At 47.6% G+C, this 15,170-nt stretch carries 11 protein-coding genes; all 11 read right to left on the bottom strand.

What is annotated here, in order from left to right; genetic code table 11:
• Nucleotides 1-46 precede the first annotated feature (46 nt).
• The 11 genes from thiO to JYB63_RS09895 all read right to left on the bottom strand — a co-directional run bounded on the left by thiO (nucleotide 47) and on the right by JYB63_RS09895 (nucleotide 15,170).
• Nucleotides 47-1,144, bottom strand: coding sequence for a glycine oxidase ThiO (gene thiO / locus JYB63_RS09945; RefSeq protein WP_205657697.1), 1,098 nt, complete (start codon nucleotides 1,142-1,144; stop codon nucleotides 47-49).
• A 225-nt stretch (nucleotides 1,145-1,369) separates the two neighbouring features.
• Nucleotides 1,370-1,807, bottom strand: a complete 438-nt coding sequence (locus JYB63_RS09940; RefSeq protein WP_205657696.1) for a type IV pilin protein — start codon at nucleotides 1,805-1,807, stop codon at nucleotides 1,370-1,372.
• Between the two features lie 20 nt (nucleotides 1,808-1,827).
• Entirely contained in the window at nucleotides 1,828-5,661 is a 3,834-nt protein-coding gene (locus JYB63_RS09935) for a pilus assembly protein (RefSeq protein WP_205657695.1), read from the bottom strand.
• A gap of 61 nt (nucleotides 5,662-5,722) precedes the next feature.
• Nucleotides 5,723-6,283, bottom strand: coding sequence for a pilus assembly PilX family protein (locus JYB63_RS09930; protein ID WP_243431926.1), 561 nt, complete (start codon nucleotides 6,281-6,283; stop codon nucleotides 5,723-5,725).
• 5 nt (nucleotides 6,284-6,288) lie between these two features.
• Nucleotides 6,289-7,293, bottom strand: coding sequence for a PilW family protein (locus JYB63_RS09925; RefSeq protein WP_272873559.1), 1,005 nt, complete (start codon nucleotides 7,291-7,293; stop codon nucleotides 6,289-6,291).
• Entirely contained in the window at nucleotides 7,293-7,820 is a 528-nt protein-coding gene (pilV, locus tag JYB63_RS09920; protein ID WP_205657693.1) for a type IV pilus modification protein PilV, read from the bottom strand. The genes JYB63_RS09925 and pilV overlap by 1 nt, the downstream gene beginning before the upstream one ends.
• 19 nt (nucleotides 7,821-7,839) lie before the next feature.
• A complete protein-coding gene (locus JYB63_RS09915; protein WP_205657692.1) occupies nucleotides 7,840-8,400 on the bottom strand; it encodes a GspH/FimT family pseudopilin in 561 nt (186 codons plus the stop codon).
• A 370-nt stretch (nucleotides 8,401-8,770) separates the two neighbouring features.
• On the bottom strand, nucleotides 8,771-9,166 hold the full coding sequence (locus JYB63_RS09910) for a type IV pilin protein (RefSeq protein WP_207758339.1): 396 nt from the start codon (nucleotides 9,164-9,166) through the stop codon (nucleotides 8,771-8,773).
• Nucleotides 9,163-13,722: a pilus assembly protein gene (locus tag JYB63_RS09905; protein ID WP_205657691.1), complete on the bottom strand. Its 4,560-nt coding sequence runs from the start codon at nucleotides 13,720-13,722 to the stop codon at nucleotides 9,163-9,165. Before JYB63_RS09905 ends, JYB63_RS09910 begins: the two co-directional genes overlap by 4 nt.
• A gap of 33 nt (nucleotides 13,723-13,755) precedes the next feature.
• Complete coding sequence (locus JYB63_RS09900; protein WP_205657690.1) at nucleotides 13,756-14,196, bottom strand: pilus assembly PilX family protein; 441 nt, start codon at nucleotides 14,194-14,196, stop codon at nucleotides 13,756-13,758.
• Nucleotides 14,193-15,170 carry a PilW family protein gene (locus tag JYB63_RS09895; protein WP_272873558.1) on the bottom strand — a complete coding sequence of 326 codons (978 nt, stop codon included), beginning with the start codon at nucleotides 15,168-15,170 and terminating at the stop codon, nucleotides 14,193-14,195. The genes JYB63_RS09900 and JYB63_RS09895 overlap by 4 nt, the downstream gene beginning before the upstream one ends.

The following is a 15,170-nucleotide window of genomic DNA, read 5'->3' as shown; positions in this document are numbered from 1 at the left end:
GGTAGCCAGTTAGCTACCCTTTTTTTTGTAATCGTTCTCTGCTTCATCAGCCCACCAGCCGACCTGAAAGCGTGTATAGCTGTGGATCAATGATTGGCCGCCGCTGCAGCACAATATCAGCCATTAAACGGGTCGAAGCAGGCGCTAATACCAAGCCGTTACGGTGCTGACCGGCATTCACAAACAGGTTTTCGTAACCCGGAGCTGGCCCGATAAACGGTACGCCTTCAGGGGATCCCGGGCGTAAACCTGCCCAATGGTACTCCACCGGATAATCTTTCAGCTTAGGGCAGATAGACATTGCCGTGGCATACAAAGAGTCATGAGCTTCATCGGTCGTCTGCTTATCAAATCCTACCCGCTCCAGCGTACTGCCCACCAAAATCCGGCCGTCATTCCGGGGAATCAGATAACGTCCGCCCATCAGCACAACCCGGTTAATCAGGCCTGGTTCTGCTTTAAATACCATCATCTGCCCTTTAACCGGCTCCACCGGCAGGTTCAGATTCAGCTGCCGCAGTAACTCGCCACTCCAGGCACCAGCACAGATAATAACCTGATCCGCATAATAATCCCCTTTATGGGTGCGCACACCAACAACGCTTTCTCCCTCTAAGAGAAGCTCACTCACCCGATGCTCTTCAAGCAAGGTAATATTTTCATCCATTTCAATGGAACGGCGTAATGAACGCCCTAAACGGGGATTACGGATACTGCAAACTTCAGGCATCCACAGCGCCTGCTCTACGCCGGGCGCTAAATTCGGCTCTTTCTCATACAAGAAACGGGCACCCACCTGCTCCATTGGCCGGTGAAACTCCGCCGCCCAGTTAAGCGCTTCTTCTGCATCATCCACAGCGGCCATAAACATGCCTTTCTGGCGCAGTTCAGGGTCGAAACCGGTTTCTTCCAACAGCTGTTGTGCCAGATGTACGTATGAACTCTGCGACCAGGTAGCCAGACGGGTAACCGGCTCAGAATAACGCCACGGATAAAGCGGCGAAACAATGCCGCCCCCAGCCCATGAAGACTCTTTTGCACAGGCATTCATATCCAGTAACTGAACACTCATACCTGCGTGTGACAGCTCCCGGGCTGTCATCATACCGATAACACCGCCGCCAACAATTAATACATCAGACATGCCAGAATTCCTAAACCGGTCGATAAGAAGCAGCCATCATGCTGCCATTCCCAAAATAAACGCGAGTGTAGCAGGAAGCCCAACACAGTGTATTGAGCTATGCCAATTCAGAGTGTACGGAGAGAAGCGCTACACAGAGATCAGTGTAACGCCCGATAAGAAGACAACAATGGCCAAATCCGGAGGATTGAGGGAGCCATCTCATGCCCCCTTTCCTGATGGCTTTTACCAGCAATCCCCGGCGGTCATTCCAGCAGACTGGTTGATAATGTCTTTAATTCCAGCCTGGGTAAACTGAAAGTCACCACAATTATCTCCGGCCTGTACGCCGGTACGCTGTGCAAGGATGGTATAGCTATCGGACCCTATATTGGTTATTAACAACCGATATTCCGCATCAGCCGCGACAGCGTCCACCGGGCTGTATTTAGGATTAAACGGCGGGGAGACAGGCACGGCAGCAATCCCCTGATCATACGCATTATTTTCGGTATAGTGACGCTCCATCTGAGCAGCCAGGCTCATCAGCGCCATCGTCGCATTTGCCCGGCGGGTCTCCCTTATATATTCAAGATATGAAGGATAAGCAATCATGCCGATGATCGCGACAATGGCAACGGCAATCATTAACTCAACTAACGTAAATCCTTTTTGATGTCTCATACTTATAATCCGTTAAAGTATTAAGGCTTAAGCTCCTGCCAGGATAGGCGACCTGTGGGTAAGATATCGGACGGTCTTGCCTCATAATCCTCATAGGATCTTCCGCCTAGATCAGTCGCTACTCCAACAACAGTTCCGCCATCCACTTCTTCGCCTTCTCCAGCGCTTTCCTCTTCTGTTCCTCCTTCTTCAGTACCCCCTCCTTCTGCAGTCCCGGACGAGCCTCCATTTGTTCCTGTTACATAAATTTTATTTCCAAAGAAGGTCGGACTGGACGGCAACCCTTTCAAAAACGTCTCACCGGCAGGGTTTTGGCCGCTGATACGGTCTTCATCATCAATATCTCCATCATCATCCGTATCAAATACCGGCTTGCTAGGCTCTCCTCCTGTCATGATATCGGCAATCATCACATACCCATAACCTCCGGCAGAGCATCCGTCAGCAGTCGGTACTGATGTATTAAAATGCACAAATTCCCCTCTTGGCGCCGGATCTACAATGATCCGCTCTCCCGAAACAGGTAAATCGATAAACCAGCCTTTTTGATTATTATAATCCACCGGATTACTGGACAGTGTTCGATAAACTTCACCGCTGAGCGGCTCTGTCAGGGTACCAATCGTTTGTTGCACCAACTCTCCCCTTTCCAGATTCCCTTCACCGTTGTCCCAAACACCATAGAAGGTTTGCTGAGCGGTATCACTGTTATCCGACGCTTCAAGATATTTTCCGGTACCAAACATCACCATTAAATTAGGTGCGTTAGAGACACCGGAAGAAAACCTTCGGTGACGTACTACCCTGGGCATAACAGTTATTGGTTGCGCAGCGCCTCCAGACACGGCATCTCTAGCTGTGAATAAAGGGCTGGGGCTCCCTGAACGGTCCCTATAAGCAACTTTCCAGTCAGGTTTTCTCTGCGGCTGACTTTGGGTTGATGCGTCAGTCAGATCGAACGCCCACATGTTGCCCTCTAAATCCCCCGCATACACCCGGTCAATAGCATCATTACCATCCAGATCAAGCGTTATAGGGGTAGCAAGACCATTAGGGCTCGCCACCGAGCCTACACCTGTTTTGAGAATAATATAGTCCCGTGCAGACCCGGCAGAACCGTCTGTCCAGACACCGTCCAGACCGCCGTCAAGATAAACAATAAACAAAGCGGCTTTACCATCACCGGTAGCGTTGTAGCCATTCCCAAATATGGCCGCCCAGCGACCGTTTTCCATCATCGCGATGGTTGGTTTGCTATACGTATACCCTAAATCAGGATGGCTAAACTCCCACAGTGCCAATTTCTGCGCATTGTCATCCGACTGGGCAAACTGTGCCGGATCAGTAATATTCAGCAAAAATAAGCTTCTGCCACCGGCTTTCAGGCCTCCCAGCAAAACAGTCTGCCAAGTGGGGTTATTCCCTGAAGAGGATGTTACATCGAGATAAACCGAGGCCACTGTTGGCGTTTGATCTACGTAATATCGGTGGGTATATAAAGGATCAGCCAGATAACCAAGCCCTTCTTCAGGCTCAGTGGAATACACTGCGGACGGTATATAAGCAACCAACTCCTGACCATTTTCAGCATTAAAGCCATGTAACATACCGTCATTGGCACCGGCATATATCACAGGGGTACGGTTTACCTGAGAGGTTTTAAAATCACTGAATGTTTGCCCTGCTCCAGTAGGAAACGGAGACCTGGCCGGCCATTTATCCTTAGGCGCGCCAACATAGATAGGTTTACTGGAAACTACATCACCCAGAATACTTGAGCGCATTCTTAGTTTATCAACTGCCTCATTACTTCTGTCGCCGCGCAGGTAGTCCAGCACATTCTGTTCCGTCACAGAACCTCTGGCCATCCTGCGTAAATCACTTTGTTGCGCTGCTGTCAGCTTACTCCATTCAAAGGGCACCCCCTGAGAACCGTTGTAAGTAAAAATATTCCTTAGAGCATGCCCAGGCCTGCCACTAGTCAGTAACGTTGCAGCTGACCAGATACTGCTACCGGTAAGCTCGCCTGAGCTGTCCAAAGCATACGCCTGGACATCGCCACTCCAGTTAGACGAATTAAATAAAGAAATATAAGCGGTACTGCCTTCCTCTAATCTGGACGAATTAAACGACAGAGCAGCCGAAGAACCTGACTGCGCCTGAACTTTTATAAATGCACGTTTTAGCTGAGCCTGCAATTCTTCCGGCGAATTTGCACTGTAAGCTTCCCCCCTGCCATTTACTGCTGCATGGTATAAATCATCAACCTGACGAGAATCTGCCATGCTGCTTATCGGTGTCGTAGATGGCCATACAGGATGATTTAAATAAGCATCAGCAACATTAAAATGAGTTCTGCCAAAAACAGAGCCAGTTACCCCAAACCCAACCGTATAGGTATTCATATGCAAATTGGTATTACAGTCTAACTGGGGGGAAGGATTCTCAGAATCACAATCACGGCTTACCGGGACTGCTCCCAAAGGTGTAAGGTCCGGGCGTAAATTGGTTTTATAATAATGCATGGCAATATCACCCAGCGTACGACTGCTGTCCGGATCACCGTATGGCGCTTCCTCATTATCATCTCCCTCCCAACTAAACTCGCTGGGTAACAAGGGCTGATTCGTAAAACCATCTGTAAATAATAATCCAAAATTCTGCTGGCACGCTTCAGTAATCGGCGCACCTTCGCCCGTTCTCATATACTGCCGCCCAACAGCATTCAGCCCCACTCTGTTCGGCGTCGCCCCATTTATCCCCACAAAGTCATATAGTTCATCATACAAAGCCGAACGCTCACTGGTTACCGACAAATCACGCATGGCAGTTTCACCAGCGTCAGGAAAGTTGATCGTCAGCGTATCAACCCGCAATGAAGAAATACCATCAAGGGCGTGGCCTAAAGAAGCACGTAATGTCAGATCACGCTTGCGATAGTAGCTATACCAGTTTGCAAAATTCTGAATTTCCTCGGCATAAGTACAGGCAGAACTGCTTTCACAATCGGTCCGCCCGCCATCATGAGCATAATCAGATCCGGGCCTGATCTGGACTTCGGTCAGACAACGTCCATCAGGCCCTAAAGAATCAACCCCTGTTAAAATTGAAGGATCTTGCTCATATGCAGCATAATCATCACTTGTCTGATTACCTCCATTGCAAGTTCTGGCTGTTGAGTTTAACTGATAGCGCGCCCCTTCTGCGGCAGCAATATAGTAGGTAGCTGGGAAGTACCTAACCCCCATATTCTGAGTGTCGCGCGTCGACCAGGTAGTTGTATTAAACGAGACCCATCGCCTATTTATATGGTGTCTTACCCCTGCGGGTATAGCCATGCCAATAAATGCTCTGAACCGATGGTTTGCTCCACTGTGCATTTTGTCTTGTGTTAAATTTAATGCGGTTGCTCCCCGTATCACCGCTTTAGGATCACTGGGTGCAGCGGTAATATCTATATCAGAATATGTGTCTGAACCGTTACTGACCCAGGGTTTATAGGTTACATTCGGGTTATAGTAAATTTTGTTATATAAGTGGCTACGGGCGAATCCATATTGCTCAAATGGAGGTATAGCATGCGAAAGAGAGAGTGTACGTGTTGAGCCGTTAGGAAATAAATAGGCAAAACTACCACCACTTTGCAGCTCGCCATCTCTTGCTAAAACACTCTCGTCAGGACCAAACCAGCCAAGCGTCCCCCCTTCAGTCTCAAGAAACAGCATTTCAGAGTCCATGCTTCCGGAGTCATCCAGTGCAATAATCAGATTAGGCTTCACTGAATTCGCAGTAAACAGTGGCTTTTGTTCAATATCCAGAGTCGAAGCAGCAGTCAAGAAACTACTGGCCATCATAAGCAGCCCGCAGGCTTGCACGAAAACACACCTTAACTGTCTCATAGAGCTTAGCCTCCTGCTAAAAACGCTTTCCGTAGTTGCTCTTTAAAATAACCTGCGTCGTGGCGTTCCCCCCGACTCCGCGGCTGACTATTTTGAAAATAGCGACACGATCCCCTCCAGAGGGAGTCCCATCATTAATAATCTCTATCCCATCTTGACCATCCGTGTTGTTATCCGTGACATATTTAATAATGTACCGGGGGTTTTCCTTTAAACTGTGCAAATTGACGGCATTCGGGCTGACTAAAACAGAAGCAGCTGTACCATCCACCCAGGTAACCCCAGAAAAATAATTCGGCTCATTGTCATTAATAGCCAATAATCCTGGTACAGAGCCAAAACCGCCTGTATCAGTCAAACTATCTATAAATCGTTCAGCCTCCCGCAAACCCGCTTCTGCTGACTGGAATGCCAGATTCCTCTGACGTGCATTGTTCGCCATGCGCTCTTCCATCGCTGTTGTCTGTATACCACCCATGGATACAGTGACAATAATCAGCAAAAAAATAAGCGTCACAATCAGGGTCGCTCCGCGCTCTTTACGAACCTGTCTTTCTGATAACCGAACAGATTTCATAGCCACTACCCTCCCCGGTTCCGCACAGACACTGTTGTCGTAAATACATTACGCAGCCGCTTATCACCGTAATCAGCAGCGGTCCGGCTCTGGCCATTAAAATTAAATGTTTGCGCACTGGCAGTTAAATTATCTTCCCTTGAACGTATAAGGAAACTAACGCGAACACTGACAACCTTATCCCAGTCCGTGCTGGCAACATTGCTGGCTGCCACATAATAATTGGCACTGAAATCACCATTAGTATCGACTCCAAACAACAGCTGCATATCTTCAACGTTCGGTACCAGGTCAACATCATTACGCCGTAATGTAGGCTGACCTTCCGATATATCGATCGTGTAGCTGATATTTTGCAAAGCAAATACTTCTGCGCTGCTGTCATATGCCTTGGATAAACTAGGCTGTGCATTGCCCGGACCGGCAGCATTAACAGCCACACCGGAGCCATGGCTTAGATCAACTGCACCTCTGGTGGCATTCCTGGTCTGAAAAATATCACCACTCAGGCAATCACTGACCAGGACAACCTGATACGGTGACAAGTCGATATCATCATTGATAACCACACGGGATGATGGGTTAGCCATCCCTGCTGCTACCAGATTACTCCCATTATTCGTCGCTCCCCTGAGTGTCAGGCTGTCACTGCCGCTTGCACCGGAACTATCAACACCAAAGACTGCAGGATTTCCAATAAAGTCATGGATTGCTGTCTGATAATAGTGAGTATTACCGGCATCCAATTGACTGGTGAGCATTGACTTATCCTGTGTACACCCCCAAAAGTCAGCTCCACGTATATCCTGCGAGATAAAATGAATGGCCGCCCGTCCATCCTCCTGAATGCGCGACTGCGCTTCCTGTATCCGGTAAGACTGGTTGGAACTCAGAAATACCTGCAGCACCGCTCCCATGATGATCAGACCGATGAGCATAGAAACCATCAGCTCAATCATACTCAAGCCACGCTGCGAAAAGCTTCTGTATGAATATTCTGGTATCTGCATCAGAAACTTACCGTGGTAACAAATTGCTTAGTTCGTGCAGCAACATTTTCCTCGCTCCTGTCGTCTGTCCACCACACCTTGATGGCATAGACACGCCCAACATTATCGCAGCCATTATCCTGATAACTGTCGCCATCTCCCGGTGTACTGTCTATACAAACAACACCGCTGCCTGAAGGTAAAAGCTGACTGATTGAATTAGATGCTGCGCCATCACCGGCCCATTCATAGAAGTCCTGATCAGCGAGCTCTGACGGGGTACAGCCTGCGGTGGTCAGACAACCTGAATGCCGGGTTGTCCGGGAGGGAACGTGATAATCACCGTTTGCCAGGGCAACCGGGTTCGCCCGCATACGGTCAGCCATATCATAAGCAATGATGGTTGCCTGAGAACGAAGATATGAACTTTGGGTCTGCTGAACCCCTTTCAACTGGATGCCGGCGGCTCCCAGCAGACCTGCTGATAAAATGAAAAGGGAAATGAAAACTTCTATCAGTGAAAATCCCTTAGCTTTCCTTGCTAACATTTTTCGTACCTTTATTCCGTTAAGGGCACACAATCCCACCCGGAGCCATGCGGCTACGGCCATTTGAACTGATCTGAATTCCTCTTGCTTCAGGCGCTCCCCTGTCGTCACATAACATGAAAGTACCCGCAAGATCCCGATTATCCTGCCTCTGTTGTAAAAACCCCTGACTATCGAAGCCTACATAGCTAAGAACATTGCTATAAATGAGCCTGTTAGGCTCAATCCCTTCCCAGACCCTTAATCGGCTATCACCAGCATCCAGTACTCCGTTTTCATCCGGATCAGTAAATACAAGCCAGCCGTTATGCCAGCTTCCATCACAGCCAGCCTGATTAGGAGTACTTCCACACACCGAAACAGAAACACCTCTGCGCACCGCTTCATCCCGCGCAAACGCGATGGCTGTGTGCAACGACTGTATCTGGGTACGAAGAAGATTATCCTGAAAGAACCCGGAAAACCCCGGAACAGCAACAGTAAGCAGAATAGAAGCAACTGCCAGTGTGATCAGCAGTTCAATAAGCGTAAAGCCACTATAAAGCTTACGCGCCTGAATATTTTGAGAAGAGTAATCCATTACATCTCAGCGTTTAAAAACAATCCATTGTTTCATTAATAAACATTAAACAGCCACAAATAGCGGTTCTTATTCATTAACATCAGTGCTGAATTTTAATCAGTTGATCTGAATATAAGCAAAACAGGGAAGGAAATGTGTAACTGAAATGACACGGGGATAACGTATGCGATCCACAATGCCCTCTTCCCTGAACGGCACAAACAATCTACATATAAAATTCTGTGTTACATATTATGCTAAAGCGGAAAGAGGGACAATATTAAAAAAAATGCACCTATACCGGAAAAAAACATTTCCTGTAATTAGTGCCCGGATAAACAATCCGGGCTCCATATAATAAATAAACTGAATACACTTGCTGTAACAATTACCAACAATCAGCTTCAGCAGCTGCTTTCTGTCCGATATTCGTCAGTGTCATATCCCCACAACGGTCGCCTGCCATCCCATTCACCCGGCTAACCTGAAGGGTATAACTGGTAGCTGTAGACGCAGCAAAGACTATATTGTAGAACACATCATTGCCATCTCTTGGCGACTGGGTATAAGGCAAAACAGCACCTGCATACGTTCCATTCTCCGTGAAATGCTGTTCCATATGATGCGACAAAGCGAGTAAGTTAGCCTGTGCATCCGCTCTTCTTCCCGAGGCGACACTCTCCAGATAGCTAGGGTAAGCAACCGCTGCAAGAATTCCGACAATAGCTACCGCAATCATTAACTCCAGTAACGTAAATCCGCCATTACGGTGCAGTTTCTTCATCGAACCTCTCTCCAACCTTTACGCCCTTCATCCGAACTCGCATTAAACTGAGGGCATATAATGCTATCAGTGGAACTATTACTCAAACAGGCAAAAAGAGCGGTATCATTACCGCCTCCACCGCCTCCACCGCCTCCACCGTCACCGCCACTGGGCTGTTCTCCATTGAAAATAGAGCCCTGTCCCAAATTCGTAAAACCCTGACCATAGCCAATACCTGAACCAACTATTTTCTCCGTTATCGGGTTTCCATTGGCATCAGTCTTGGGCACATCAGCCAGATCATCTTCTGTGAATTTTCCATCGCCATTAAAATCAAATACTCCTCCGGCAAGCCTGGCACCTGACTCATAATTCAGCGAAAGAACGAAGCTTGTTCCACCGGCACTGCATGGGTCAGCGGAAGGTATTTTAGTTGCAATAAACATCTGGCCTATTTTTAAAACCGGACCACTGTCTACCAGCTCACCTCTGGGCCCTGTTCCACCCCTGGCTGTTGACCACTGGAGATCCAGATACCAGCCCTTATCCGACGGCTGCAAACTGTTATCCGTTGTCACCCTTATACGGTTATCACCAATCAATCCTTCATAGATTATTTCTTGCTTTAATAATTGCGTGCGACCACTAACCACTACGCCGCTATCTAATACGCCATACAACGACTGAACCTGGGGGTTAGATCCTACCTGATTATCCCCTGCCAAATGATAGCTACCCGTACCAAACAGAACAATAATACGCCCTTTGGAATCATAAGCCGTTCTGATTTCTCCTGTTATTGGCTGCCGATTCCCGGCGGCATCCATAGCAACAAAGAAAGGAACCGGGGTTGTTCCCCCTGAAAGTAGATTCGTCGGCGCTGTCCAGAAGCTTGGATTAGCATTATCAATATCGAATCGCCATACATTTCCAAGTGTGTCACCAACAATGATACGGTCTACCAAGTTGTCACGGTTTAGATCAATCACTGTAGGTTGTCCGAGTCCACCCAAAGTCGGCACGACGATATCTTTAATAATTGCACCGTTTGCAACATTCAAAATCCAGATATGCCCCTGAGTTGCGCCATGAACAAAACCACTGGAAACAACTACACCAAACTTCCCATTCTGTAACGGCACTATATATGGCTGCTGTATCAGGGACCCCATATCCTTATGGCGAAATTCCCACAATACATCTTCTTTTGTCATATTCGCAGGATCAGAGATATCCAGCAACGAAACTCCAGCGCCCCCGGCCCCAAGCGTGACAGCTGCAACAGTTTTCCACCCAGAAGTAACACCAGAAGGCACATCTGCCGGTGCAAACCAGGCATCCATTGCCCGGGGTACACCATCAACATAATAACGGTGACTGTAATCCGGATAGGTCAGCTCGAACAGATTATTAAACGCCCCTGAAGGGGCATATGCGAACAATTCTTTACCGCCGTTGCTGTCTGTACGCGCATCAAAAGCATGCAGCATGCCATCGTTCGATCCTACCAGCAGAATCGGTGGCTTAGCCTGGTAGTCAGCCGAAGCCCGATACGTTTTATACCCAGCGCCAACAGTTGAAGAGAAGGCCGGGGCTTTTAAACTACTGAAGCCGTAATCAGTCTTATTCACGTATTGAGGGGATGAGTTAACAATGTCACCTAAACGGCTAGCTCTGCGACGGAACGGATTTGCAGTATTCGTTTCCGTTTGCTCCAGCGTGCGGCTACCCCGTAAAAAGTCCAACCGTTGTTGAGCAAAAGCATCAGTGGTCAGCGGCCCTCCAGCCGGAGTCTGCTTCAACATTTCTTTCTGTTCGGCTGACAATGATGCCCACTTAAATTCCACCCCACTGGAATTCAAAGTAATACCGCTCGTTACATCTTCATTCGCGAACGTACTGGTAAATATTTTCCGGTTGGATAAAGAAGACTCTGCAAGCGCATCCATAATGGTAGCAGCACTCCAGAGGTTTGCTGATGACTGCACACCTGTTGAGCTAATCCCACGAGCCACAAGGTCACCTGACCAGAAGGTAGTATCCATCAAAGCATTAAACAGCGCAGAGCCTGTCTGTAAACGTGAAGTGTTGGCTGTCAGCGCTGAAGCAGCCCCTCTTACAGAAGCGGCAATCGAAGCAAAAGCATCGGTTAAACCATCCACCATTTTGCGGGCTTCACCTGCAGTATAAAAATTATCCGCACGTTTATAATCGCTACCGGAGTTAGGATCCAGGATATCGGTATTGGTATACCACCACCATTCAGGCAAAGCCGCTATGCGGGAATAAGGATCACCCAAACTCTGGTTATCAGCACATTCACTTCCGCTAGGGGTATAATTAGGATCTGCACAACTTGGATGCTTACGGGGCACAAAGCCTCCATATTTTGCGGTCAACCAAAACTGATTATTACGCTTATCCCGTAATACCTCATTTTCCAACACATCTACCCAGTAAGTCTGAACAGTCTGCGTCCCCGCTAAATCTGACGGCCGTATATCTTTCGTGTTTGCATCGTAAGCCAGACCCGCCATAAAAGCAGAGTTATTACGTCCTGAATAACTGGCAGCTCCGGTGCTAATGCTGATGCCTTCAAGCTCTGCCACCTTATCAGTCGCTATCCTCACGTCGACAGTATTATCAGATGTCACTTCTGACGGTTTAGTTGGCTCATCAGTCCCACTGGTATTTCCCGGTAAGTTTTTGTCCCTGTGAGTATTTACATCCCCGATACCCAGAACAACATTTTTCTGGCACGCATACTCAATTGGATCCGACCAATTACGAATCACAGGAAAGCCATCCACCCACTTAGCTCTTTCAGAACTTCCTGGCGATGAATTATGAGCTGGCGTTTTGGTGTAGTACTCATCAATGCTCGATTGGTTTTTAAAGTATCTTAGTGAGGCATAATACAGCTCACTTACAGGGTCATAACTTTTAAAATTATTGGTATTCAGCTGACCAAATTTGTTCAGATAATTAAGTACCCCACTATCGGATACTGTAGTTCCGTAATACGAAGCCGTATCTGTAGCATCAGCTGAGTCCGGATTCTGAACAAGAATACCGGTTACCGGATCCCACTCCATATTTGGATTGGTTACTACGCCTGAAACAGGATCCAGTTTGGTCGGCCCTACAAATTTCTGACTCGCCCTAAGTACTCCACCGTCACGGCGGAAGTTTGAATCGTTAAGATAACCAAAAATACTGTATCTGATTTCATCAGAATAGCGCTGAATCAAACCTTCCGGCTTCCAGTTAGCCCCGTATTGTTTGCAGTGATCTTCTACACCGATATTGGCATCACATACCTTTACCCGCACAGAGGTTCCGTACTGGTTAGTAGCAATACTTTCATAAGCCGCCGTACCTGCTCCAGAGACAGAAGATACGGTTAATTTATCAACATAATATTCATGACCACCATGAACATATACACGGCTAAAATTACTGAAGCTAGTATCTGCGTTACTGGTTACTGTCGCCAGCTGTGAACCTGAACTGTTATAAACCGTCAACTTAAACTTATTACCTGACTCGGTCTGAAAAACAAATCGATACCAACCATCAGTTGGACGTGTCCAGGAAGCGTTCCCACTAATTGAAGATGCTGAACCATTGGTACGCTTTTCGATATTAATAGCGCCAGAGGAAATATTTAAACCATATCCATTTGCGCTGGTATCAGACAAAGCAAGGCGGTCATTCTGTCCAGCCTGAGTACCGACAGTCGGCCGATAAATCCATCCTTCGAAAACAAACGAATCATAATCAACAGTGGAGCCTATATCTCTGTAACCACCATTAGGATCATTATTATTAATTTTTTTAAGTGAAAAACCACCAGACTCATAAGACTGAGCTGAACTTCGCTGAACAGCCCCGCTATTGTAATCTGTCCACCCTGCCGAAAAATCAGTTTCATTCAGAACAATATTGCTAACTGCCGGCGTCAGGTTTGTAAAACCGTGTCCGGCTGGCAGGGTAAAATACATCTTATTACCCAGCCCACCGACTTTTGTCTGAAAAGTTGAAGTACTGAACGGCGTGGCATTATTAACCACAGAACTGCCGCTTATATTGCGAACATCAAAGTAATTGTTCTGACCACTGTGCCGCGCCTTTTCAACCCAGGTCTCAGACACGGTATCTTTAACGCGATAACCTCCGGTCAGAGCCCAGCGGAACGGATCAATCGTTTGAGTCGTCGCCCAGTTAAGAAAGTTGCCGCTCCAAACATCACCGGGACACAGATAATTAGAAGTGGTGCTTACCGGATAAAAATGCCGTTCTGTTTCAGTCACGTCATATTGAAACCGATAACATTTTCCTGAATCAAAATAACCTATGCTTTCTTTCGTCTCATCATAATTGCCAATATTTGCCGCACTTAACACCGTGGGCCACTCAACAGACGGCACCAGTGCCAAGTTACCAGGTACATTACCTTCACCTAAAAACAACGGAACTTGAGCCACGGTCGACGCCTGCACAGGGGTAATAACAATTCCCGAGATGCATACTGATGCTAACCAGATACGGTTAAAAAATTGACCTTGTCTCATAAGAGAGCCTCCCGTGGCATTACAGTATACTGACTATTGCACGACATAGATTGATTCAAGTTGCACATCCGACTGACCAGAAACACCTGCAGAAGATGCTGTCACACTGATGACAGCACCGTCCGGCGGAGAACCGAAGTCAGGGCTCACATATATATAAGAGATCACCCGCGCATTCCAGGACGGAATAGAAGGGCCTGCAAACGACGCTGCATGTACACCACTAATGGGTGCCCCAAAAACGAATGTCCCGTTATCAAAACCCTGACTTGCATTCAACTCCCCTTCTCTCAAGGCAGCTTCTGCTGCGTTGAATGCAGAAATTTGGTCACGAAGATTACCGGCCATTTTCTCCTGTATAGTCGTCCCCTGCATCGCACTTACACCAATCAGAGACAACATCAGCAAAAAGATTAAAGCGATAATCAACACAACGCCCTGCTCACGTGCTCTATGCACCCCGTTGCGAATCATCTCAATCTATTCCTCAAAGCAACCGTGGTTGAAAACTGATGTGAAATATTCTGTTCGCCCTGTACATTTACAACGACCCTGACCGCAACGACATTATCCCAATTATTCGCCGCTGTAATCTGGGCCGCCGTATTAGCATAGTTAAGAGCAGGTCCCGCCCCCGATACTGTCGCATAGGAAACAGTCAGATTATCCACGCCTTCAACCAACTCCTGATCAACCGGCGCACCATTGTCATAACTGAGGCGTCGTAATGCGGTAGTGTTAGCCCCACCTAAATCAGACGACCCAACATAAAACAACGTGCTGGAAAACAAGGTAATAATGGTTGAACCGTCGGACTTAAACCGGCGGGTTAACGGTTGCGCGGCTACAGTCTGGTTATTGATCGTTTGCCCTGCAGTTCCGCGCTGTAAACTGCCGGCATTTAACGCTGCAGTATTCTGAAAGAAATTGCATCCACCCGCATCAGAAATAACCATGATCGTACCCGGCGCAGCACCACCGTTAACAGGAAAAGCAGCTGCGGTAACATCAAGATCAGCCGATAAAGTAGCCGCTGAAGGATTGGCTGCATGTTTAACAAGCAACAGATCAGTATTAGCCTGGTAATTCACCAGGCTTCCCGCAAAGAATTCTCCGGCCGCGGCATCCCATCCTCTGACTGAATCATTTAAATCATAAGCCGCTTGTGCTGCTACATACTGAGGATCAGCAACATCGATAATGTATTGAGCATCAGTAAAGCAGCTACCTTTAAAGCCTGCATTACGCAACTCCTGAGCGACGATCTCTAATGCAAAACGTCCGTTTTCCTGAACCCGTGACAAGGCTTCGTTATGGCCAAAACTCTGGGAACTGCCAATAAATACAACAATGACCCCACCCATCAGGAATAAGCCCAACACCATTGCAATCATCAGCTCAACCAGGCTGAATCCCCGCTGACCTTTTTTCCACAACTGATCAGACAT

It is taken from the genome of Aliamphritea spongicola (assembly GCF_017051665.1).
Lineage (GTDB): Bacteria > Pseudomonadota > Gammaproteobacteria > Pseudomonadales > Balneatricaceae > Amphritea > Amphritea spongicola.
This window is presented reverse-complemented; position numbering and strand designations above follow the sequence as displayed.